Origin of the sequence: Mesorhizobium sp. CAU 1732, assembly GCF_039888675.1 — a bacterium.
Classification (GTDB): domain Bacteria; phylum Pseudomonadota; class Alphaproteobacteria; order Rhizobiales; family Rhizobiaceae; genus Aerobium.
On the sequence record NZ_JBDQQR010000001.1, the window covers coordinates 726,467 to 749,934 of the forward strand.

The following is a 23,468-nucleotide window of genomic DNA, read 5'->3' on the forward strand; positions in this document are numbered from 1 at the left end:
GGAAGATGGTCGGCGGGATCAATCTGCGGCAGGTCGGCAGATCGATTACCCCGGAGATAGTGGATATGTGTCATCACTGCGTCATCGAAACCGTGAAGTCCCGCATGCTCAGCCGCCGCGACCTGTTTCGGGGAAGCGCTGCCGTGGCAAGCGTGGCGGCGATCGCCGCAACCGCAGCTCCGAAGCCGCTTTTCGCGCAGTCGGCACCCATGAAGGCCGAGGATCTCACCCATGAACTGCATGAGAACTTCCCGTCCTTCGATGGCGAGCAACAGGTCTTCATCGAACCCAAATACAAGCTGGACCCGGACGGCTATAATTTGAACATCTGGCGGCTTGAGGAGCACATCGGCACCCATATCGACGCGCCGCTGCATTTTTCCGCCGACGGGCGTTCCGTGGCCGAACTGCCGGTCGAGGATCTGGTCTGTCCGCTCGCGATCATCGACATCCGCGCCAAGGCTGCGGAAAGCGATGATGCGCAGGTGACGCCGGACGACATCGCGGCGTGGATTTCGGCCAATGGCGACCTTCCTGAGGGCGTCTGTGTTGCCATGCTGTCCGGCTGGGGCGAGCATGTAACCACGGACAAGTTCCGCAATGCCGACGAAGCAGGCACGATGCACTTCCCCGGTTTCCACGTCGAAGCCACGAACATGCTGATCGAGCAGAGTTCAGCCAAGGCTATTGCGGTGGATACGATGTCGCTGGACTTCGGCCAGTCCCCCGATTTCGCCGTTCACTATTCGTGGTTGCCGTCCGGCCGATACGGCATTGAGGGCGTTGCCAATCTCGATCGACTGCCCGCGTCGGGCGCGACCATCATCGTCGGGGCACCGAAGATGCGCGGCGGCACCGGCGGGCCGGCCCGCGTCTTCGCGGTCACCTGACGCCAAAGCGTCAGCATGGCGAACCCTTTGTCATATTGCGGTGCGTCTGAGAAAATCTCGAGTTCAAGCCCGCCACACTGGACAAGCGCGGTATAGCGCGCTTCGATCCGACATGAGGGGCATCGGTCGCCTTCTGGGAGGATGGTATGGCGTATGACTACGTGATCGTCGGCGGGGGATCCGCCGGCGCGACGCTCGCGTCCCGGCTTTCCGAAGATCCGTCCGTGACGGTTTGCCTCCTCGAGGCTGGGGGTTCAGGCCGCGATGTGTTGATCCGCACGCCCGCAGCCGTCGTTGCAATGCTTCCCGGCTATGGCCGGATCAACAATTGGGCGCTGGAGACGGTGCCGCAGTCCGGGCTTGGCGGGCGCAAGGGCTATCAACCGCGTGGCAAGGCGCTGGGCGGATCAAGTGCCATCAACGCGATGCTCTACGTGCGCGGTGAACGCTCCGACTACGACGATTGGGCCGCTGCCGGTTGCGACGGCTGGAACTGGGATGGCGTACTGCCGTATTTCCGTCGCGCGGAAGGCAACGTCCGTGGCGAGGGTGAACTCCATAGTGAAAACGGTCCCCTCAAGATACGCGACCAGCCCCACCCGCGCCCGATCAGCACAGCATTCATCGAAGCCTGCGCAGAGACGCAGGTGCGCCGCAATGCCGACTTCAATGGCGTGAACCAGGAGGGTGCAGGTTTCTATCAGGTTACGCAGTTCTGGGACGGCCCTCTGAAGGGTCAGCGCTGTTCGGCTGCAGCAGCCTACATTCACCCGGTCATGGCGAGCCGTGGGAATCTGACGGTGATCACCGGCGCGCACGCATGCGGCATAACGTTCGACGGCAAGCGGGCAACGGGAGTGCGCTATCGTCAGGGACGAAACGAGGTGGCTGTATCAGCGCGGCGGGAGGTGATTCTCTCCAGCGGCGCGTTCGGCTCGCCGCATCTTCTCATGCTGTCGGGTATCGGTCCGGCGGCCGAATTGCGCCAGCACGGGCTTGACGTAAGGCATGACCTGCCGGGGGTCGGACAGAATTTGCAGGATCACCTCGATTTCGTCGCCTCATGGAAATCCCGGGAGACCGATCTGTTCGGCATCGGATTGCGTGGGTCGGTCAAATTGGTTGGCCATCTCCGGAACTGGCTGCGTGACGGATCCGGCATGCTGTCGACGCCCATCGCCGAGGCAGGCGCGTTCCTGAAGTCTGACCCGGCGCTCGAACGCCCTGATCTGCAACTTCATTTCTGCATCGGCGTGGTCGACAATCATGCCCGCAAGCTGCATCTCGGCTACGGCTTTTCGTGTCATGTTTGCGTGTTACGGCCCTATTCGCGCGGTGCGGTCGGGCTCGCGAATGCCAATCCGTTGTCGGCCCCACGCATCGACCCGCGCTATCTGTCGGATGACCGGGACGCTGCATTGCTGCTCAAGGGCACGAAGCAGATGCGCGCAATCCTGTCGGCGCCTGCGCTCGGAAAATATCGTCACAGGGAACTCTATCTGCGCGCCGACATGTCGGACGACGAGCTCATGGGACAGATCCGGGCGCGTGCCGACACGATCTATCACCCGGTTGGCACATGCCGCATGGGCGTTGGCGACGACGCGGTGGTCGACCCGCAATTGCGTGTGCGCGGCGTGAATGCATTGCGTGTCGTCGACGCGTCCGTCATGCCGACGCTCGTCGGCGGAAACACCAATGCACCGACGATCATGATTGCGGAAAAGGCGGCTGACCTGATACGCCGCGCTGCCGTATGATCAACGCGCGGTCACCCTCATCGGGAGACCGCCCTGCGGTTGCGTCGTCAGCTTCTGAACGGGCCACGGATTGGTTTCGGCGACGCTGTCGAAGCGGAAGCGCGACATCAGCACCGCCATCGCGATGACCGCCTCCTGCATGGCGAAGCTCGCGCCGATGCAGATGCGGGGACCAGCGCCGAACGGCAGGTACTGGAAGCGGTCGATCGCATCGCGGTTTTCGGGATGGAAGCGCTCCGGCAGGAAGGCTTCCGGGTCGTCCCAGAGCTTGCGATGGCGATGGATCGTCCAGGGCATGATCTGGATCTGTGCGCCCGCGACGATCTCGAGGTCCTTGTAGCGGTCCGGGGTGATCGCCTCGCGGCTGATCGAGGCCGCGGGCGGATAGAGCCGCATCGCCTCCTCGAAGGCTGCGCGCGTGAACGGCATCCTGCCCAGCCAGTCGAACGGATCCGGCGTGGTCGCCAGTACCGCGTCGATCTCGGCCTCGACCCGCTCGCGCTCCCACGGCGCTTCGGCGAGGCAGAACAGCGTCCAGCCGAGCGCCCGCGCCGTGGTCTCATGGCCGGCACCGATGAAGGTGATGATGTTGTCCTCGATCTCCGATCGGGTGAGCCCGTCGGGACCTTCCGCCCTCAGGAGCAGTGTCAGGAAATCCTCCGGCGCGCCCGCGGCGTCGGCCGCGAGCTTTTCCTTCCGCATCCGCACGGTCTCGGCTACCAGCGAACGGAAGAAGGCGAGCGCCTTGCGTCCCCGGATGCGCGTGAAGCGCGGCATCCAGTCCGGTGCGCCGAGAAGGTCGAGCGGATCGACCCGTCCCATCGTCTCGAACAGATGATCGACCTGATGCGCGAAGTCGCCCGGATTGCCCGCGATCTCGCCAGAAAACAGCGTCTCGGCGAGAATCTCATAGGTCAGCATCGTCATGTCGCGCGCGACATAGACGGTGGAGCCGACCTCGTAGCGCGCCGCGAACTCTTCCGAAACGCGGCGCATGGGGCCGGCAAAGCCCGCAATATGGCGTGGCGTGAAGACCGGGGCCATCGCCTTGCGCGAGCGCTTCCACACCTCGCCCTCGGCGGTCAGCAGGCCGTCATGCAGGATCGGGCGCAGAATCTTCTGGCGTACCCGCGCCATCTTGTAGTTCTTCACATTGTCGACGAGGACATGGCGGATGAGACCGGGATCGTTCGCAATCACCAGCGGCCCGCCGATGCCCGTCGAGATCGAAATCCACGGCTCGTTGTAGGACGGCTCGCCCCACAATTCGAGCGGGTTACGATAGACGATCCTGATCATCTGCAGCGTCGATGGCGGTTTCGTGCGCGGCTTCGGTGCCGGCGGCACGAAGGGTCTTGGCGTGGCGTCCATGGTCACTCCGCTGTGTGATCCCTATCTAGGAACCGGTGCGGCGGGCGGCAAATGAAGATTGCGCGATGGCGCCATGCACGGCCTTCCGGCGATCAACAGCCGAATCGCTCTCAAAGCCGTTCAAACCTTGGAAAAGCCACCTCGAAAGCCTATATCTTGGGCATCTTATGGCGCGTGATTCGACTCTGTTCGCGACGCCGAATTCCGTGAATGGCAAGATTGGAATTTCATGAGCGACGAGACCGAGAACGGCGCCGCCGGCGAGAACGAATATGGCGCGGATTCCATCAAGGTTCTCAAGGGCCTGGATGCCGTGCGCAAGCGGCCGGGCATGTATATCGGCGACACCGACGACGGCTCGGGCCTGCACCACATGGTCTACGAAGTCGTCGATAACGCGATCGACGAATCGCTTGCCGGACATGCCGATCTCGTGTCCGTCACGCTCAATCCCGATGGTTCGGTTACTGTGACCGACAATGGCCGCGGCATCCCGACCGACATGCATGACGAAGGCGTGTCGGCTGCCGAGGTCATTATGACGCAGCTTCACGCCGGCGGTAAGTTCGACCAGAACTCCTACAAGGTTTCCGGCGGTCTGCACGGCGTCGGCGTTTCGGTCGTCAACGCGCTCTCCCTGTGGCTCAAGATGAAGATCCGCCGCAACGGCAAGATCCATGAGATGAGCTTCACGCATGGCAATTCCGATGGTCCGCTGACCGTGACGGGAACCTATGTCGAGGAGAAGCAGCCCGGCACCAATGAAGGCCGCAGCGGCACTGAGATCACGTTCTTCCCGTCGGCCGAAACCTTCACGATGGTCGAGTTCGACTACGGAACGCTGGAGCATCGCCTGCGCGAGCTCGCCTTCCTGAATTCGGGCGTGCGCATCATCCTGACCGATGCCCGCCACGCGGACGTGAAGACCCAGGAACTGCTTTACGACGGCGGGTTGGAAGAGTTCGTCAAATATCTCGACCGCGCCAAGAAGCCGCTGATCGCGTCGCCGATCTTCATCCGCTCGGAGCGCGACGACATCACCGTCGAAGTCGCGATGTGGTGGAACGATTCCTACCACGAGAACGTGCTGTGCTTCACTAACAACATTCCGCAGCGTGACGGCGGCACCCATCTAGCCGGCTTCCGCGGCGCGCTGACGCGCCAGGTGACGAGCTATGGCGAGGCGTCGGGCATCACGAAGAAGGAGAAGGTCTCGCTCACCGGCGACGATTGCCGCGAGGGCCTGACCGCCGTTTTGTCGGTCAAGGTTCCCGATCCGAAATTCTCCTCGCAGACCAAGGACAAGCTGGTTTCGTCGGAGGTTCGCCCCGTCGTCGAGAGCCTCGTCAACGAAGCGCTCGGAACTTGGCTCGAAGAGCACAACGCCGAAGCCAAGATCCTGATCGGCAAGGTGGTCGAGGCGGCAGCCGCCCGCGAGGCCGCGCGCAAGGCGCGTGAACTGACGCGGCGCAAGGGCGCGCTCGACATCACCTCCTTGCCGGGCAAGCTGGCCGACTGCCAGGAGCGCGATCCGGCAAAGTCTGAAATCTTCATCGTCGAGGGTGACTCGGCAGGCGGGTCGGCAAAGTCCGGCCGTTCGCGCCAGAACCAGGCGATCCTGCCGCTGCGCGGCAAGATCCTCAATGTGGAGCGCGCACGCTTCGACCGCATGCTCGGCTCCGACATGATCGGCACGCTGATCACGGCGCTCGGCACGGGCATCGGCAAGGACGAGTTCAACGCCGAAAAGCTGCGCTACCACAAGATCATCATCATGACCGACGCCGACGTCGACGGCGCCCATATCCGTACCCTGCTTCTGACGTTCTTCTTCCGCCAGATGCCGGAACTGATCGAGCGCGGCCATCTCTATATCGCGCAGCCGCCGCTCTACAAAGTGACGCGCGGCAAGTCGGCGCAATACATCAAGGACGAGCGCTCCTTCGAGGAATTCCTGATCACCTCGGGCCTCGACGAAGCGTCGCTGACGCTGTCGGACGGCGAAGTCCGGGCCGGCGCCGATCTGCGGTCGGTCATCGACGATGCGGTCGCGCTGCGCACGCTGATCAACGGACTGCATACGCGCTATTCGCGCATGGTGGTGGAGCAGGCGGCGATCGCCGGCGCGCTCAACGCCGAAGTTCTCGCAAGCCCCGCGCGCGCGGTCGAAGCCGCGGCCTATGTGGCCCGTCGCCTCGACATCATCTCCGAAGAAACGGAACGTGGCTGGGAAGGCCGCGCGAACCCGTCCAACGAAGGCGCGGGCGGCCTGGTCTTCGAGCGGACTGTTCGTGGCGTGAAGGAGACGGTTACGCTCGACGCCGCGTTGATCGGCTCGGCCGATGCCCGTGCGCTCGATCGCTACGCCGCGCGCCTGCAGGAAGTCTACGACAAGCAGCCGGTGCTCAAGCGCCGCGAGGTCTCCGAGCCGATTTCAGGCCCGCTTGCACTGCTTGACGCGATCTTCGCGACCGGCCGCAAGGGCCTCTCCATGCAGCGCTACAAGGGTCTTGGCGAGATGAACGCCGAGCAGCTCTGGGAAACGACGCTCGATCCGAACGTGCGGACCCTGCTGCAGGTGAAGGTGCCGGATGCCACGGACGCGGATTCGCTGTTCTCGCGCCTGATGGGCGACGAGGTCGAGCCTCGCCGTGATTTCATCCAGGAAAACGCGCTTTCGGTGGCGAATCTGGACGTCTGACGTCCGTTCGCTTCATGATGATCGATGGCTCACCGTCCCGGATGAGCCATCGCAGACTTCAGACTGATTCCGCATCCCTGGCACTGCGCCGGGCATTGTAACGCGAGTGTCACTGTTCTGAAGCGCGCCTGTCACAGGCGCACACTACGGGAGAGCTTCTCACCACCAAGGAGCCTCCCACTATGTTCAGACACGCTTTGCTGACGGCCGTCGCGCTTTCCGCCATCCACATCCCGGCATCGGCCGAGGAGACGTTCCCGGCGAAGCTTGCGGGACACGCTTACCTCCCCGCGTTGACCCTCGTCACTCCGCCTGCGGATGCGCCTAGGGATGCGTGGGTATCCGGCAAATTCACCGGAAAGACGCCGAACCACGTGGCCATGTCTGCGCCGGGCGACGTCGGTGCCGCTTATGGCAGCCACCCGACCGGCATTTCCCTGCCTTTCATCGGTCAGCCCGTGCAGGGGATGTCCGGTTTCGCGATGAACCTGGCCGACGACGGCAGCATCTTCACGCTGACGGACAATGGTTTCGGCTCCAAGATCAACAGCCCTGACGCACTGCTGTTCTTCCATCGCATGAAGCCGGATTTCGACACCGGCATCGTCGAGCGCGTGGAGACGATCTTCCTTCGCGACCCGGATCGCAAGGTTCCCTTCCGGATCGCCTATGAAGCGACGGAGAGCCGCTACCTGACCGGCGCGGATTTCGATCCGGAAAGCATCCAGTACCTGAACGGTGAAATCTGGATCGGCGAAGAGTTCGGTCCGTACCTCCTTCGCGCCGCGGAAGACGGGCGCATCCGCGACGTCTACCCGACGATGCTCGACGGTGAGGAGTTGCGCGGCCCGGATACGCCCGGCACCATCGTGCCGGCCGCAGCGGGAAAGGATTTCCGCGTTCAGCGTTCGGGCGGCTATGAGGGCATGGGCCTGCAACCGGGAACTGATCTGCTTTGGGCGATGCTGGAAAAGCCGCTTTTGGCTGATGATGGGACACCCGAGGGCGATTTTCTGCGCGTGATCACCTTCGATACGCAGGGCGGCACATGGACCGGCGACAGCTACAAGTTCCGCCTGGCGGAGGGCGCGAAGGCTATCGGCGACTTCAACTTCATCGACGAGACGCGGGCCCTGATCATCGAACGCGACAATGGCGAGGGCGATCCAAGCCTGGCCTGTACCGATGACGACAAGTCTGCCTGCTATCCCAACCCGGCGCGTGTCAAGAATGTCGTGCTGGTGGATACCGGGCGCATCGACGATGAGGGGTTCATCCACCGCATCGGCCATATCGACCTGATGGATATCGATGATCCGGACGGGAAGGCGATTCTGGAGACCCAGGCCGACCGCGACCTGACGGGCAAGTTCACCTTTCCGTTCTTCACCATCGAGGATGTGATGCGGGTCGACGACACCCACATTCTCGTTGCCAACGACAACAATCTGCCGTTCTCGGGCGGCCGGGAAATCGGAGCGGCTGCCCACAACGAGTTTATCCTGCTCGAAGTCGGCGACCTTCTGGCAGCGCGTTAGTTCGCGACCAGCACGCCGGTCCGTTGCGTCGCTGAGTCTAGCTCAGCGACAGGCGGCCGGCGATATCCTTGAGCAGCGCGAGGACGTATGTCGCCTCGGGCTGCTCTTTCCCGTCGATGCGCTGGATGTATGGGCATGTCAGAACGGCGATCGCGTAGCTTTCGGACAGGATGGGCACGCTGATGTCGTCGACGCCGCGTATCTGGCGGCTTGCGCCGATCCGGTAGCCGAGTGTCCGGCATTCGTCGAGTTCGTCCTCGATCGCCGAGAGCTTCGCCCGGATCGCATCGCTCTGCCATTCGATTGCGGCGTGACCCGACGGATGGGGATCGCGGAACGCGAGCAGCGTTCGCCCAGACCCCGTTCCGAACAGATCGATCGGCGTTCCGACGCGGATACCGAATTCCCAATTTCCGGGGCAGGTAGCCTGCGCCACGACGATCGATGCGCTGCGATCCGGCACCACGAGGTGGCACGACTGCATGGCCTCGCGGGCGAACTCATCCATTAGCGGCAATGCACGCGCCACGAGACGCCGCACCGGCGGATGGCGATGGCCCAGCATGAACAGCTTCATCGTCAACGCATAGCGATCGCCTTCGGCGGAGCGGCTGACATAGTCGCGCGCGACGAGGCGCTCAAGCATGCGATAAATCTCGCTCGGGCCACGGCCCATGGCCTTGACGATCTCGCCGCGGGTCAGGCCGCGCGGCTGCTCGGACAGCAGTTCGAGGATATCGAGACCTTTGTCGAGGGCCGGCGCGCGGTAGCGATCCTCGGTTTCCGGGCCTCTTTTTGGCTTCGCGGCCGAGGCTTCCATCTCGTGTTTTCCTCCCCGGTTCTTCAGGCGTCTATAGAAAGCGAGTTTACATATGAACGATCTGTTTGTATATAGAATCTGACGTTGCAGATTGGCTGGGAGGACCATCGGCTCATGCGTTTGAAGGACAAGACCGTTCTCGTTACGGCCGCCGGCCAGGGTATCGGCAGGGCGAGCGCGCTCGCGCTGAGCGCGCAGGGTGCGCATGTGATCGCCACCGACGTGAACGAAGAAGCCTTGCGCGGTCTGGCATCGGAGCCGACTGCCGGAGGCTCCGTCGAAACGCACCGGCTGGATGTTCTGGATGGCGCGGCAATCGCCGATCTGGCGAAACGGCTCCCTCAGCTCGACGGCCTCTTCAACTGCGCCGGTTACGTCCACAACGGCTCCATCCTCGACTGCGAGGAGAAGGATTGGGATTTCTCGTTCGATCTGAACGTGAAGGCGATGTACCGCACGCTCCGCCTCTTTCTCCCCGGCATGCTGGAACGCGCCACCACGACCGGAAACGTATCCATCCTCAACATGGCGTCGATGGCCTCGTCGGTGAAAGGCTTTCCCAACCGCTTCGCCTATGGCGCGTCGAAGGCCGCCGTCATCGGCTTGACCAAGGCGATCGCCGCCGACTTCCTGAAGCAGGGCGTGCGCTGCAACTGCCTGTGCCCCGCCACGGTGGACACACCCTCGTTGCGCGAGCGCATCGCGGCATCGCCAGACCCCGTCCAGGCGCAGAAGGACTTCGTGGCGCGGCAGCCCATGGGGCGGCTTGCCCTGGTCGACGACATCACTCCGATGGTCGTCTACGTCCTGTCAGACGAATCCCGCTTCGTGACCGGCCAGGCCATGCTGGTCGATGGAGGGGTGACCATCTGATGCAACCGGTCCGCACTGAAACGCCCCTGATTTCGATGGCCGGCATCGACAAGGCGTTTCCGGGCGTGATCGCGCTGAACGGTGCACGGTTCGAACTGCTGGCCGGCGAGGTCCATGCCCTCATGGGCGAGAATGGCGCCGGCAAATCCACCCTGATGAAAATCCTTGCCGGCATCTATCCGCGCGATCGCGGTGCGATCCTGGTCGATGGCCGTCCCGCCGAAATTGGCAGCCCGGGTGCCGCTCAGGCGCTCGGCATCGGAATCATTCATCAGGAACTGAGCCTGATGCCGGACCTGACGGCCGCACAGAACATCCTGATCGGCCGCGAACCGCGCAAGGCTGCCGGTCTCCTCCTCGACGAGGCGGCGCTCAATGCGCGCGTCGCGGAAATCTTCGCCGGCATGCACCTGTCGCTCGATCCGCGCACGCCGGTTCAGGGGCTGACTATCGCGCGCCAGCAGATGGTCGAGATCGCCAAGGCTCTGTCCTATCGGTCGCGCGTTCTGATCATGGACGAGCCCACAGCGGCCCTCAACGATGCCGAAATCGCCGACCTGTTCGCCATCATCCGCAGGCTGAAATCGGAAGGCGTCGGCATCGTCTACATCTCGCACAAGATGGACGAACTGAAGCAGATCGCGGATCGCGTGACGGTCATGCGCGACGGCGAGACCGTGGGCACCGTGCCGGCCGCGGAGACCCCGGTGGAGACGATCATCTCGATGATGGTCGGCCGCAAGCTCTCCAACGAGAAAACCGAGATTCCCGACCTCGAAGGCGCGCCGGTCGCGTTGGAGGTACGTGGGCTCAGGCGCGGCCGCGAAATCCGCGACGTCAGTTTCTCTGTCCGCAAAGGCGAAATCCTCGGCTTCGCAGGCCTGATGGGGGCAGGGCGCACCGAAGTCGCGCGCGCGATTTTCGGTGCCGACGCGATCGAGGCCGGCGAGATTTTCGTTAACGGAAGCAGGATGACGATCAGGCGTCCGCAGGACGCGGTGCGCGCCGGCATCGGCTATCTGTCGGAGGATCGCAAGCATTTCGGCCTCGCGACCGCCATGGACGTGCGCAACAACATCGCGCTCGCAAGCCTGTCGCGGTTCACCGGCACGGGCGGCATTCTGCGTGAATCCGCGATGCGCGACGAGGCGCTGGGCTACATCTCGAAACTGTCGATCAAGACGCCGGCGGATACCCAGGAGGCGCGACTGCTCTCCGGGGGCAATCAGCAGAAGGTCGTCATCGCCAAGTGGCTCCTGCGCGACTGCGAAATCCTGATCTTCGACGAACCGACGCGCGGCATCGATGTCGGCGCCAAGAGCGAAATCTACAAGCTCCTGAATTCACTGGCCGATCAGGGCCGGGCTATCATCATGATCTCGTCTGAACTGCCCGAAGTGCTGCGCCTGAGCCACCGGATTGCCGTGATGTGCGAGGGGCGGCTGACCGGCATCCTGCCCGGCGGCACGTCGCAGGAAGAGATCATGCGACTCGCCACTTTGCGCGGCGACGGCACGCGGACGGACAGTCGGGAACCGGCCATGGGAGGAACGACGTGAGCACCACTGCGACCACAGCGGCCGCCGCGCCTGCGGTGCGCGTTTCGGGCGCCCATCATCGGCTGCTGGCTTTTGCGAGCCTCATCTTCCTGGTGGTGGGTTTCAGCCTCGCCTCGCCGAATTTCATGCAGACGAGCAACATCCTCGCGATCCTGCAGGCGACGTCGGTCAATGGCGTGCTGGCCATCGCGGCGACGCTCGTCATCATCACCGGCGGCATCGACCTGTCGGTGGGAACGCTGATGACGTTCTGCGCCGTCATCGCAGGCGTGGTGCTGACCTATTGGGGCATGCCGCTGCCGCTGGGTATCGCAGCCGCGATCCTCGCCGGCTGCGCGGCCGGGCTGGTCTCGGGCGTCTTCATCGCCAAGCTCAAGGTGCCGCCCTTCATCGCCACGCTCGGCATGATGCTCATCCTGAAAGGGCTGTCGCTCGTCATCTCGGGCACGCGGCCGATCTATTTCAACGATACGCCGGGCTTCACGCAGATCGCGCAGGGCTCGATCATAGGCTCGTTCATCCCGGCGGTGCCGATCCCGAATGGCGTTCTGGTGCTGTTCCTCGTCGCGATCGTCGTCAGCTTCATCCTGTCGAAGACCGCGCTCGGCCGCTACACCTTCGCGCTGGGCTCGAACGAGGAGGCCGTTCGCCTTTCCGGCGTCAACACCGACCGCTGGAAGATCGCGGTCTATGCGCTCGCGGGCTCCATCTGCGGCATAGCCGGCCTGTTGATCGCGTCGCGCCTCAACTCCGCGCAGCCCGCACTCGGCCAGGGCTACGAACTCGATGCCATCGCGGCAGTCGTGATCGGCGGAACGTCTTTGTCGGGCGGACGTGGAACCGTCCTCGGCACGCTGATCGGCGCGCTGATCATGAGCGTCCTGCTCAATGGGCTGCGCATCCTGTCCGTCGCGCAGGAATGGCAGACCGTGGTGACCGGCTCGATCATCATCCTCGCAGTCTACATCGACATGCTGCGGCGCCGGAAACTGTAAGGGACACCGCGCGGGCGATCTGCGCCAAGAGACGACAGAGGGCGGAAAACGTCCCGAGAGCAACAGTCAGACGTGTAACCAGGAGGAAATGCAATGTTCAACCGACGCACATTACTGGGCGCTATCGGCGCCGTCGCGATGTTGGGAACGAGTGTCCCCGCCATGGCCCAGGACACCTATATCGCTCTGATCTCGAAGGGTTTCCAGCATCAGTTCTGGCAGGCCGTGAAGGCCGGCGCGGACAAGGCGGCAGCCGAGCTTGGCGTCACCGTCACCTTTGAAGGCCCGGACACCGAGGCACAGGTCGATCGCCAGATCGACATGCTGGCCGCCGCATTGGCCAAGAAGCCGGCCGCGATCGGCTTTGCCGCGCTTGACAGCCAGGCTGCGACCCCTTTGCTCCAGCAGGCCAAGGATGCCGGTATCCCGATCGTCGCCTTCGACTCCGGCGTCGACAGCGATATTCCGGTGACCACCGCTTCGACTGACAACGTGGCTGCCGCAGCGCTCGCAGCCGACAAGATGGCCGAGCTCATCGGCGGCGAGGGCAAGATCGCGCTCGTCGTGCATGACCAGACCAGCCGCACCGGCATCGATCGCCGCGACGGCTTCGTGAACCGTATCGCGGAGAAGTATCCGAACATCGAGGTCGTGTCCGTCCAGTATGGCGCGGGCGATCAGCTCCAGTCTACTGAGATCACCAAGTCGATCCTGCAGGCCAATCCCGACCTGAAGGGCATCTTCGGTGCGAATGAGGGCTCGGCGATCGGCGTCGTCAACGGCGCGCGCGAACTGAACCGCCAGCTCGTCATCATCGGCTACGATTCCGGCACGCAGCAGAAGGCTGCGATCATGGACGGCTCGATGGCCGGCGCGATCACCCAGAACCCCGTCGGCATCGGCTACGAAACCGTCGCTGCCGCCGTGAAGGCCGCAAAGGGCGAAGCCGTCGAGAAGAACATCGATACCGGCTTCTTCTGGTACGACAAGTCGAACATCGACGACCCGGAGATCGCGGCCGTTCTCTACGACTGATCCGTCCGCAGCATCCGGTGGCGGCGGCGAAAGCCGCCGTCACCTTTTCAAGACAGTGCGAGATTCACGCCATGACCCGTATCGTCGATATGCAGGTGCTCGACCTGCGTTTCCCGACCTCTCTTCAACTCGACGGTTCGGACGCGATGAATCCCGACCCGGACTATTCCGCGGCGTATGTGATCCTCAAGACCGACGGCGCACATGAGGGCCACGGCCTGACATTCACCATCGGGCGCGGCAACGAGATCTGCTGTGCCGCGATCGAGGCGATGCGCCATCTCGTGGTCGGGCTCGACATGGACAAGGTCGCCGGCAACATTGGCGCATTCTGGCGTCACGTGACGTCCGACAGCCAGTTGCGCTGGATTGGGCCCGACAAGGGCGCGATCCATCTGGCGACCGGCGCGGTCGTCAATGCCGTCTGGGATCTGTGGGCGAAGATTGAGGGCAAGCCGGTCTGGCGTCTCGTTGCCGAGATGAGCCCCGAGGAATTCGTCCGCTGCATCGATTTTCGCTACCTCACGGACTGCATCACGCCGGATGAGGCGCTCGGCCTGTTGCGGGCAAAAGAGCAAGGCAAGGCCGAGCGCATCGCGACGCTCCAGCGCGAGGGCTATCCCTGCTACACGACATCGGCCGGCTGGCTCGGCTATGACGACGACAAGCTGCGCCGGCTTTGCCGCGAGGCGGTCGATGCCGGCTTCAACCACATCAAGATGAAGGTCGGCCGCGACCTCGACGACGACATCCGCCGCCTCACGATCGCACGCGAAACGGTCGGTCCCGACGTCAATCTCATGATCGATGCCAATCAGGTCTGGGAGGTTTCAGAGGCGATCGATTGGGTCCAGAAACTCGCTTTCGCAAGACCGTGGTTCATCGAGGAGCCGACCAGTCCCGACGATGTCGAGGGGCATCGCACGATCCGCAAAGGCGTCGCGCCCGTGAAGGTCGCGACCGGCGAGATGTGCCAGAACCGCATCGTCTTCAAGCAGTTGATCATGCGCGGCGCGATTGATGTCGTGCAGATCGACGCCTGCCGCCTCGGCGGCGTCAACGAAGTTCTCGCCGTCCTGCTGATGGCCGCCAAATACGGCCTGCCGGTCTGCCCCCATGCCGGCGGCGTCGGCCTCTGCGAATACGTTCAGCATCTCTCGATGATCGACTATGTCTGCGTGTCCGGCACACGCGAGGGCAGGGTGATCGAATATGTCGACCACCTGCACGAGCATTTCATCGAGCCCTGCGTGATCCGCAACGCCGCCTATATGCCGCCGGCAGCGCCGGGTTTCTCGATCGAGATGAAACCGGAATCGCGAGAGGCACGGCTGTTTGCGGGGTGAGAGGCATCAACCTAACTCTCGACCAGTGTATGTCGACAGCGTGGCTGATTAATTACCGGGTAAGGGTTTTTGTGATTTCAGTCATGGGCGGGGTGGCTGGGGTTGGTATGCGTACGCTTATTCTTATCGTTGCAGCTTTCGTGATTTTCTTCGCGGGATTTATGGCGATGTTTTTCTTCGCGCATTCCAGCGGGGCGATAGTCTATCCAGACCACCTGAATCTGCAGCAATTCGACTGGAACGGCGTCAGTGCGATTGCGGCGTTTTTCACATTCCTCATCAATATAACGCTGTTGTTGACGGTCGCCGTCGGCTTCAGAAGCGTTCAGGAAGGTCAGGCATCGCGTACGGCTCAGGTACTCGCATGGGCGGCGGAACAAATGGATGCCGTCAAAAGCGATGAAAAGCGCTTACGAGAGGCGTCTTCCGATTTTCGGTTATGGGGCAACGAGGAAAAGATTTCTGCGCAGAGGGTAGCAAACGCATATTCGAGAATGTGTTATTACGCGCGGCAATCCTTGATTAATCCTAAGCATCTTCGCAATCTGTGGGGAATCAATGTATGTCTCTATTGGAAGATACTAGAAGGATACATTCAGGAACAGCGAAAAGAGTTCGGTGAGGCTGCGACCCTGAAGACCGGTGCGGTTCACCGTGCAGATTTCGAGGCGACAGCCCGGGAGTTCGAACGCCACTTTGATTCGCAGTATCCCGAAATGCTCAAGGCGCGTTACGAATCCCTCGGTCGTGCCGGTCCCGCTAAGGACAGTGCTCATCCCGAAAGCGCGCCCCCTGCGTCCTCGCCAGCCTTAACACCCCCTTAAATCGCCGCATTTAGTCTCCATCGCGACCCCGTTGCCTCAAATCGCAGACGGACCGCGCACGGAATGGCCAGCCGAAATCGAAACGCACGCATAGAGCCGACCTTCGGCGGGTCCTCGGACGAGGGCCCCGGCTTTTTCGTCAGCGATGACGATCGCGTCATGCCGTCCTCGCGCAAGGCGAGGACCGCTCCGAAACGCAAATCGTCCGGCGGATCGGGCGGTGGAGGCGGGCGCAAGCCGCCATCCTCAAGGCGTGGAAAGTCGCCGCGCAAACGGCGCGGCTTCTTCGGGCTGATGCGCGGCGCGATCTACTGGACGATGGTTCTGGGCATCTGGGGCGGCATCGCCGGTGCCGGCATCGTGGTTTACTACGGCGCGCAGATGCCGTCGGCCACCACCTGGGCCATTCCCGACCGTCCGCCGAACGTGCGGATCGTCTCGGTCAATGGTCAACTCGTCGCCAATCGCGGCATGACCGGCGGTGAGGCCGTCGGGCTGCACGAGATGTCGCCCTACATTCCGCAGGCGGTGATGGCGATCGAGGATCGTCGCTTCTACTCCCATTTCGGCATCGATCCGATGGGGCTCGGCCGCGCGGTCGTGGGTAACCTCGTCGATCGCCGTTTCAGTCAGGGCGGTTCGACACTCACCCAGCAGCTTGCCAAGAACCTGTTCCTCAAGCCCGAGCGCACGATCGAGCGCAAGGTGCAGGAGGTCCTGATGGCGTTCTGGCTCGAGACTGAATATTCGAAGGACCAGATTCTGGAAATGTACCTGAACCGGGTCTATTTCGGATCAGGAGCCTACGGCGTCGAAGCGGCCTCGCGGCGCTATTTCGGCAAGTCCGCGCGCGATGTGAGCCTGTCGGAAGCGGCGCTGCTGGCGGGCCTCCTCAAGGCGCCGTCGCGCCTGTCGCCGGCACGCGATCCGCAGGCGGCCGAGAGCCGCTCGCAGATCGTGCTGAGGGCGATGCGCGACACCGACATGATCGGCGACAAGGAACTGGCGAGCGCGATGAGCACGCCCGCCGTCCGCGCGGCCGCCTACTGGACGGGGTCCGAGCATTATTTCGCCGATCGCATCATGGAGGAACTGCCGCAGCTTATCGGCGAGGTGCGCCAGGATATCGTCGTCGAAACGACGGTCGATCTCGTCCTTCAGACATTCGCCGAGGCGTCGATCCGTCGCCTGATCGATGACGAGGGCAAGAAGCACAATGTGAGCCAGGGCGCGCTGGTGTCGATCGACGCGTCGGGCGCCGTGCGCGCGATGGTCGGTGGTTATGACTATGCGACAAGCCAGTTCGACCGCGCCTCCGAGGCGCGCCGCCAGCCCGGCTCGGCGTTCAAACCTTTCGTCTTCATGGCTGCGCTGGAAAAGGGTCTGTTTCCTGATACGCTGCGCAACGATGCGCCGATCAAGATCGGCAAATGGGCACCGCGCAACTATGGCGACAAGTTCTACGGCCAAGTGTCGCTCTCGACAGCGCTTGCGAAGTCTTTGAATTCCGTGGCGGTGCAGCTTGCCAGCGAGGTCGGGCCTGCTGCGATCGTGGAAGCGGCGTGGCGCATGGGCATCGAATCGAACCTCGAGCCAAACCTGTCGATCGCGCTTGGAACGTCCGAAGTGACGCCGCTCGAACTGACCGCCGCCTACGTGCCGTTCGCCAATGGCGGGACGCGGCCCGACATCCACTTCGTCAAGCGCGTGACGTCTGCGAAAGGCGAAATCCTCTACCAGCACCCGTCGAACAATGGCCCGAGGGTCATTCGTCCCGAGATCGTCGGCATGATGAACGCGATGATGGCCGAGACGGTTTCCGACGGTACCGCGCGCAGGGCCGCCTTCGGCTGGCCGGCCGCGGGCAAGACGGGAACATCGCAGAATTCACGCGACGCCTGGTTCGTGGGCTACACGGCGAACCTGACGACCGGCGTGTGGTTCGGCAACGACGACGGGTCGGCGACCAAGAACATGACGGGCGGCTCCCTGCCTGCGATGGCGTGGAACGAGTTCATGACCGCAGCCCATGAGGGCGTGCCAGTCGCCAATCTTCCGGGCAACTGGAACGGACGCATCTTCAGCCAGGTCGAGGATATCCTGCGCACCGCCGGCGAAAACGATGCCGTGGCTATCCCATCGCAGGGCGGCGGCTACACCGCGTCTATCGACGCGCCGATGCCTCCGGGTGACGTGGGACCACAGGGTGCGCGGCCGATCGGATCGATCATGGACGTCATCATGGGCAACTGAGCGATGGACAGTTCGCCGCTCTCGCCTTCCCCCGCCGCATCCGTTACATAGCGCCCATCAGGAGCGCTCCCCATGGCCGACACCGAGACACGACCCACATTGGTGCTGACCGGCGCGAGCCGCGGTATCGGCCACGCGACTGTCAAGCGCTTCTCGCGCGAAGGTTGGCGCGTGATCACCTGTTCGCGGCAGGCTTTCGCGGAGGACTGTCCCTGGCCGGCCGGTCCCGAAGATCACATCAAGGTCGATCTGTCCGATCCCGAGGATGTCGGTCTCGCGGTTGCCGAAATCCGGCATCGCATCGAGGAAAAGGGCGGCAAGCTGGCGGCCCTCGTCAACAATGCGGCGATTTCGCCGAAGCTGGACGGCGGCGATCGCATGAACTCGATCGAAACGCCGATGCATGTCTGGCGCGACGTGTTTCAGGTGAATTTCTTCGCCCCGATCATGCTGGCGCGCGGCCTGTTCAAGGAACTGGCCATGGCCAAGGGTGCGATCGTCAACGTCACCTCGATCGTAGGCAGCCGCGTGCATCCCTTCGCGGGCACAGCCTATGCGACATCGAAGGCGGCCTTGTCCTCGCTGACGCGCGAGATGGCAGCGGATTTCGGGCCGCACGGCATTCGGGTCAATTCGATAGCGCCCGGCGAAATAGATACGGCGATTCTGTCGCCGGGCACCGACAAGATCGTCGAGACGATCCCGCTGCGCCGCCTTGGCGCGACGAGCGAAGTTGCCGACATCATCTATTTCCTGTGTTCCAATCAGGCGTCCTACGTGACCGGCTCCGAAATCCACATCAATGGCGGCCAGCACGTCTGAACCACCATCCCTTCAATGTGGCATGGAACTCAGATGCGAGAGCAGTTCCGCCACGTTCGACGCGCCGCATTTCTTGAGCAATCGGGCGCGATAGGCCTCGACCGTTCTGGGTGAAATGGAGAGCGTCCGCGCGATCTCCTTCGACGTCCGGCCCTCGCCCAGATGCATGACGATCTGGCGCTCGCGCGTCGTCAGGTCCAGAACGTGGCGCGTTTCCGACAGATCGGCGAAGCTCCACACGGCACGGCGCAGGGGGTCGTCGTCTCGTGTGAGAGAGTGCCCCCGCACGCGGCACCAGAACAGCGATCCGTCCTTGCGCGCCATGATGCGCTCGTCCGAATAGCGGTTGTCGCGCCTGAGCGGCTCGACACCGACATCCCGGATGCGCACGAATTCTTCGAATGACGGGTAGAGGATCGCGAAGGAGCGATCGACCAGATCCTCGCGCGCATGGCCGAACATCCGGGCGAATGCGGGATTGCACGCGCGGATGATGCGGCTCTCGGTGACGACGAGGCCGATCGGCGCGCATTCGAAGGCGAGTTCGTGCAGTTCCGCGGAGGACGACATGGTTGCGTATTTCTACGATATTGCGAGTGGAGACGCTCAAATCCGATAATAGCCCCAAGATCAAGCCGTGCCAGTGGGAGAAGGCCAGTTGGCCTGCGCGGCGGGATCGGGAGGAACGCGAGCTTGGTGTACGCCCCGCATGTGGCGCGCGCCAGCGCATTTCTCCGTTCAGACAGACTGATGAAGCGGCCGCTTGACCGGGCGGATAGACGGCCGCAGCGCACATGTCCGCCGACCCAGGGAGGAGACTAGCATGAAGAAGCTGTTTGCGGCGCTGGCCATGGCCACTGCTCTGATGGGTGCGCCGGCTGGGGCACAGGAAGACCCGGTCAAGATCGCGCTGGTGCACGGGCTGTCGGGCTCGCCGCTCGAAGCCTACTCCAAGCAGACTCACACCGGCTTCGAAATGGGCCTCGAATACGCGACCAAGGGCACGATGGAGGTCAAGGGGCGCAAGATCGAGATCATCAAGAAGGACACGCAGTTCAAGCCCGATGTCGGGCGCGCGCTTCTCGCGGAGGCGTATGGCGACGACGATGCTTTGATCGCGGTGGGCGATTCCTCGTCCGGCGTGGCGATGGCGCTGCTGCCGGTGGCCGAGGAATACGAAAAGATCCTGCTGGTCGAGCCGGCTGTCGCCGACGGCCTGACGGGGCCGGATTCCAACCGCTACGTGTTCAAGACCTCGCGCAACTCGTCGATGGACATGCAGGCGCAGGCGCTTGCTCTCAACCCCGACGAGAACCTCTACGTCGCGACGCTCGCGCAGGATTATGCGTTCGGCCGCGACGGTGTGGCGGCGTTCAAGAGGGCGCTGGAAGGAACCGGCGCGAACCTCGTTGCGGAAGAGTACGTCCCTCAGCAGACGAGCGACTTCACCGCGACAATCGAGCGTCTTTCGGCAGCGCTGCGCGACCAGCCCGGCCGCAAGGTCATCATGATTTATGTCGCCGGCATCGATGCCATGACGCCGCTGGCCGGCGCCGGATTGGACCGCTACGACATCGAACTGTCGACCGGCGGCAACATCCTGCCCGCCCTCGTCGCCTACAAGCAGGTGCCCGGCATGGAAGGCGCGATCTACTATTATTACGAGTTGCCCAAGAACCCGGTGAACGACTGGCTGGTCGAAGAGCACATGAAGCGCTTCAACGCGCCGCCGGACTTCTTCACCGCTGGCGGCATGGCGTCGGCCATGGCGATCGTGAAGGCACTCGAGACCGCCGAGGAGTGGGATACCGAGACGCTCATCTCCACGATGGAAGGCATGACCTTCGAGACGCCCAAGGGGGAAATGACCTTCCGTCCCGAGGATCATCAGGCGCTCCAGTCCATGTACCACTTCAAGATCAAGGTCGAGGACGGCGTGAACTGGGCGGTGCCGGAGCTCGTCCGCGAGATCAAGGCGGATGAGATGGACATTCCGGTCGGCCGGAACAATCAGGAGTGACAGCTTCCTTCTCCCCGTTCACGGGGAGAAGGTGCCGGCAGGCGGATGAGGGGCTGCGCTCGCGATTGCGAATCCAGTGCTGCCCCTCACCCGGCCTCCGCTTCGCTCGGCCACCCTCTCCCCGTGAACGGGGCGAGGAGATCGGCGGCCGCATGCGCCAAGGAATTGCAAACGTGACCAGCCCATCCCTCCGCACGGAAAACCTGACGATCCGCTTTGGCGGCCATGCGGCCGTCAGCAACGTCTCGTGCGCTTTTCATCCCGGCGAGTTGACGGTCATCGTCGGCCCGAACGGCGCCGGCAAGACGACGTGGTTCAACCTCGTTTCCGGGCAGCTCAAGCCCACCGAAGGGCGCATCTTTAAGGGTGACGACGACATCACCCGCTTCTCGGCCTCTGCGCGCGCCAAGGCGGGGATCGGCCGCGCATTCCAGCTCACCAACCTGTTTCCGAAGCTGTCCGTGTTGGAGAACGTCCGGCTCGTGGTGCAGGCTCGGGCGGGACAGGGCCCGCGCATCTTCACGCGCGCTTCCGCGCTGACCGATATTCGCGACAACGCCTATGCCTACCTCGAACAGACGCGTCTCGCTTCCGTTGCGCATCTGCCTGCCTCGGCACTGCCGCATGGCGACCAGCGCAAGCTTGAGGTCGCGCTGCTGGCCGCCATGGAGCCGGACATCTTCATGTTCGACGAGCCGACCGCCGGCATGTCCCTCGATGAGGCGCCGGTGATCCTCGAACTGATCGCGCAGATCAAGAAGGACACGGCGAAGACCATCCTCCTGGTCGAGCACAAGATGGACGTGGTTCGTGCGCTCGCCGACCGCATCGTGGTGCTGCACAACGGCGAACTCGTCGCCGATGGAAAGCCGGCGGAGGTCATGGCGCTGCCGATCGTGCGCGAAATCTATCTCGGCGTCGGCGCGGAGGAGGTGGCATGACGAACGCGATCCTCCGCCTCGACGACGTCCACACCGACATCGCGCAGTACCAGATCCTGCACGGCATCTCGCTCGGTATTCCCGAAGGTGGCGTCCACGTTGTGTTGGGTCGCAACGGGGCGGGCAAGACGACGACGCTGCGCACGGTCATGGGGCTGTGGCGCGCGCGCGCCGGCGCGATCGTGTTTCGCCACCACGACATCACCGCCATGCGCACGCCAGACATCGCCCAGCTCGGCATCGCCTATGTACCGGAAAATATGGGCATCTTCGGCGGGCTGACGGTCGAGGAAAACATGCGGTTGGCCGCGACCGGCGGGCGTTTCGACGATCAGCGCCTGCAGCGCGTCTTTGCGCTCTTTCCGGCGATGGAAAAGTTCTGGGACCGGCAGGCGCATGCGCTGTCCGGCGGCCAGAAGCAGATGCTCGCTATTTCGCGCGCGATCATCGAGCGCCGCGAGATGATCCTGATCGACGAGCCCACCAAGGGCCTCGCGCCGGCGATCATCCGGGCGATGGTCGATGCGTTTCGAGAGATCGCGCAGGAGACGACGATCCTGCTTGTCGAGCAGAATTTCCACTTCGCAAAGGCGCTGGGAACCACGGTCGCGGTGATCGACGACGGACGCATCGTCCATCGCGGCTCGATGGCCGACCTCGCCGCAGACCAGCGCTTGCAGGACCAGTTCCTCAGCCTCTCGATGGACGCGCACTGACATGATGAAATCCATCTCCAGCACCGTCGAGCGTTTCGGAGGCGTGATGCTGCTTCCGGTGCTGCTCGCGTTGATCGGGTTCCTGCTGATCGGCAGGCCGTCGACTTGGATGACGCTGACTGTCGCGGGCCTCGCCATGGGCATGATGATCTTCCTGATGGCCTCCGGCCTGTCGCTGATCTTCGGCCTGATGGACGTACTCAATTTCGGCCATTCGGCGTTCGTGTCCTTCGGCGCGTTCATCGCGGCGAGCGTGCTTGCCTGGTCGGGCGGCTGGGTCACGGGCGGCAATGGCGCGTTGAACATCCTCGCGCTCGTCATGGCAATTGCGGCCGCGACCGCCTTCGGCGCACTCGCCGGTTGGGCCTTCGAGCGCATTATCGTGAAGCCGGTCTATAAGGACCATCTGCGCCAGATCCTGATCACCATGGGCGCCCTGATCGTCGCCGACGAGTTCATCCTGATGGTCTGGGGCGGCGCGCCGATCCCGGTGCCGCGCCCGGCGATCCTGACGGGGTCGCTGGTCATCGGCGACGTCTCGATCGAGATCTACCGCATCTTCGCGTTCCTGCTGGGACTTGCGGTCTACATCGCGATGCATTTCGCGCTCAACCGCACGCGCATCGGGCTCCTGATCCGCGCCGGCGTCGAAAACCGCGAGATGGTCGAGGCGTTGGGTTTCAGGATCGACCGGCTGTTCATCGCCGTCTTCATGGCGGGGTCCGCGCTCGCCGCCATGGGCGGCGCGATGTGGGCCGGGTATCAGGGGCTCATCACGACGGCGATCGGGGCGGAGATGATGATCCTCGTCTTCATCGTGGTCATCATCGGCGGACTTGGCTCGATCGAGGGCTCGCTTCTGGGCGCGATCCTGGTGGGGCTGATGGCGAACTACGTCGCGTTCCTGTTCCCGAAGATGTCGCTCGCCTCGAACATGATCCTGATGATGGCGATCCTGCTGTGGCGGCCGTTCGGCCTCAAACCGGCCGTGAAGGGATGAGCGA

At 63.4% G+C, this 23,468-nt stretch carries 19 protein-coding genes; 16 read left to right on the top strand and 3 right to left on the bottom strand.

Annotated elements, in window-relative coordinates; translation table 11 throughout:
• Nucleotides 1-65: 65 nt before the first annotated feature.
• Together AAFN55_RS03745 and AAFN55_RS03750 are read left to right on the top strand one after the other, a co-directional pair.
• Nucleotides 66-890 (top strand): cyclase family protein, encoded by an 825-nt coding sequence (locus AAFN55_RS03745; protein ID WP_347800177.1) that lies wholly within the window; start codon nucleotides 66-68, stop codon nucleotides 888-890.
• Between the two features lie 146 nt (nucleotides 891-1,036).
• On the top strand, nucleotides 1,037-2,650 hold the full coding sequence (locus tag AAFN55_RS03750; protein ID WP_347797534.1) for a GMC family oxidoreductase N-terminal domain-containing protein: 1,614 nt from the start codon (nucleotides 1,037-1,039) through the stop codon (nucleotides 2,648-2,650).
• On the opposite strand, the gene AAFN55_RS03755 is transcribed toward AAFN55_RS03750, so the two are convergent.
• On the bottom strand, nucleotides 2,651-4,021 hold the full coding sequence (locus tag AAFN55_RS03755) for a cytochrome P450 (protein WP_347797535.1): 1,371 nt from the start codon (nucleotides 4,019-4,021) through the stop codon (nucleotides 2,651-2,653). It abuts the gene before it with no gap.
• 229 nt (nucleotides 4,022-4,250) lie between these two features.
• Between AAFN55_RS03755 and gyrB the strand changes: the two genes are divergently transcribed.
• The gene (gyrB, locus tag AAFN55_RS03760; RefSeq protein WP_347797536.1) at nucleotides 4,251-6,722 is read left to right on the top strand and encodes a DNA topoisomerase (ATP-hydrolyzing) subunit B; all 2,472 of its coding nucleotides are present in this window, start codon (nucleotides 4,251-4,253) and stop codon (nucleotides 6,720-6,722) included.
• 182 nt (nucleotides 6,723-6,904) lie between these two features.
• Nucleotides 6,905-8,260, top strand: a complete 1,356-nt coding sequence (locus AAFN55_RS03765; protein ID WP_347797537.1) for an esterase-like activity of phytase family protein — start codon at nucleotides 6,905-6,907, stop codon at nucleotides 8,258-8,260.
• 37 nt (nucleotides 8,261-8,297) lie between these two features.
• On the opposite strand, the gene AAFN55_RS03770 is transcribed toward AAFN55_RS03765, so the two are convergent.
• Entirely contained in the window at nucleotides 8,298-9,080 is a 783-nt protein-coding gene (locus AAFN55_RS03770) for an IclR family transcriptional regulator (protein WP_347797538.1), read from the bottom strand.
• Between the two features lie 114 nt (nucleotides 9,081-9,194).
• Here AAFN55_RS03770 and AAFN55_RS03775 point away from each other — a divergent pair, with 114 nt between their 5' ends.
• The 8 genes from AAFN55_RS03775 to AAFN55_RS03810 all read left to right on the top strand — a co-directional run bounded on the left by AAFN55_RS03775 (nucleotide 9,195) and on the right by AAFN55_RS03810 (nucleotide 18,787).
• Nucleotides 9,195-9,953 carry an SDR family oxidoreductase gene (locus tag AAFN55_RS03775; RefSeq protein ID WP_347797539.1) on the top strand — a complete coding sequence of 253 codons (759 nt, stop codon included), beginning with the start codon at nucleotides 9,195-9,197 and terminating at the stop codon, nucleotides 9,951-9,953.
• On the top strand, nucleotides 9,953-11,512 hold the full coding sequence (locus AAFN55_RS03780; RefSeq protein WP_347797540.1) for a sugar ABC transporter ATP-binding protein: 1,560 nt from the start codon (nucleotides 9,953-9,955) through the stop codon (nucleotides 11,510-11,512). The genes AAFN55_RS03775 and AAFN55_RS03780 overlap by 1 nt, the downstream gene beginning before the upstream one ends.
• A 35-nt stretch (nucleotides 11,513-11,547) precedes the next feature.
• Nucleotides 11,548-12,507, top strand: a complete 960-nt coding sequence (locus AAFN55_RS03785) for an ABC transporter permease (protein WP_347800178.1) — start codon at nucleotides 11,548-11,550, stop codon at nucleotides 12,505-12,507.
• Nucleotides 12,508-12,600: 93 nt separating this feature from the next.
• Nucleotides 12,601-13,542: an ABC transporter substrate-binding protein gene (locus AAFN55_RS03790; RefSeq protein ID WP_347797541.1), complete on the top strand. Its 942-nt coding sequence runs from the start codon at nucleotides 12,601-12,603 to the stop codon at nucleotides 13,540-13,542.
• Between the two features lie 71 nt (nucleotides 13,543-13,613).
• A complete protein-coding gene (locus AAFN55_RS03795; RefSeq protein WP_347797542.1) occupies nucleotides 13,614-14,888 on the top strand; it encodes an L-fuconate dehydratase in 1,275 nt (424 codons plus the stop codon).
• A gap of 29 nt (nucleotides 14,889-14,917) precedes the next feature.
• Nucleotides 14,918-15,712, top strand: coding sequence for a hypothetical protein (locus AAFN55_RS03800; protein WP_347797543.1), 795 nt, complete (start codon nucleotides 14,918-14,920; stop codon nucleotides 15,710-15,712).
• Between the two features lie 63 nt (nucleotides 15,713-15,775).
• Nucleotides 15,776-17,965, top strand: a complete 2,190-nt coding sequence (locus tag AAFN55_RS03805) for a transglycosylase domain-containing protein (RefSeq protein WP_347797544.1) — start codon at nucleotides 15,776-15,778, stop codon at nucleotides 17,963-17,965.
• A 72-nt stretch (nucleotides 17,966-18,037) separates the two neighbouring features.
• Nucleotides 18,038-18,787 (top strand): SDR family oxidoreductase, encoded by a 750-nt coding sequence (locus AAFN55_RS03810; RefSeq protein ID WP_347797545.1) that lies wholly within the window; start codon nucleotides 18,038-18,040, stop codon nucleotides 18,785-18,787.
• A 12-nt stretch (nucleotides 18,788-18,799) separates the two neighbouring features.
• On the opposite strand, the gene AAFN55_RS03815 is transcribed toward AAFN55_RS03810, so the two are convergent.
• Nucleotides 18,800-19,357 carry a PAS and helix-turn-helix domain-containing protein gene (locus tag AAFN55_RS03815; RefSeq protein ID WP_347797546.1) on the bottom strand — a complete coding sequence of 186 codons (558 nt, stop codon included), beginning with the start codon at nucleotides 19,355-19,357 and terminating at the stop codon, nucleotides 18,800-18,802.
• Between the two features lie 253 nt (nucleotides 19,358-19,610).
• Between AAFN55_RS03815 and AAFN55_RS03820 the strand changes: the two genes are divergently transcribed.
• The 4 genes from AAFN55_RS03820 to AAFN55_RS03835 all read left to right on the top strand — a co-directional run bounded on the left by AAFN55_RS03820 (nucleotide 19,611) and on the right by AAFN55_RS03835 (nucleotide 23,464).
• A complete protein-coding gene (locus AAFN55_RS03820) occupies nucleotides 19,611-20,807 on the top strand; it encodes a substrate-binding domain-containing protein (protein WP_347797547.1) in 1,197 nt (398 codons plus the stop codon).
• 173 nt (nucleotides 20,808-20,980) lie between these two features.
• A complete protein-coding gene (locus AAFN55_RS03825) occupies nucleotides 20,981-21,748 on the top strand; it encodes an ABC transporter ATP-binding protein (RefSeq protein ID WP_347797548.1) in 768 nt (255 codons plus the stop codon).
• The gene (locus tag AAFN55_RS03830) at nucleotides 21,745-22,464 is read left to right on the top strand and encodes an ABC transporter ATP-binding protein (protein ID WP_347797549.1); all 720 of its coding nucleotides are present in this window, start codon (nucleotides 21,745-21,747) and stop codon (nucleotides 22,462-22,464) included. Before AAFN55_RS03825 ends, AAFN55_RS03830 begins: the two co-directional genes overlap by 4 nt.
• A 1-nt stretch (nucleotide 22,465) precedes the next feature.
• Nucleotides 22,466-23,464 carry a branched-chain amino acid ABC transporter permease gene (locus AAFN55_RS03835; RefSeq protein ID WP_347797550.1) on the top strand — a complete coding sequence of 333 codons (999 nt, stop codon included), beginning with the start codon at nucleotides 22,466-22,468 and terminating at the stop codon, nucleotides 23,462-23,464.
• Nucleotides 23,465-23,468: the final 4 nt, after the last annotated feature.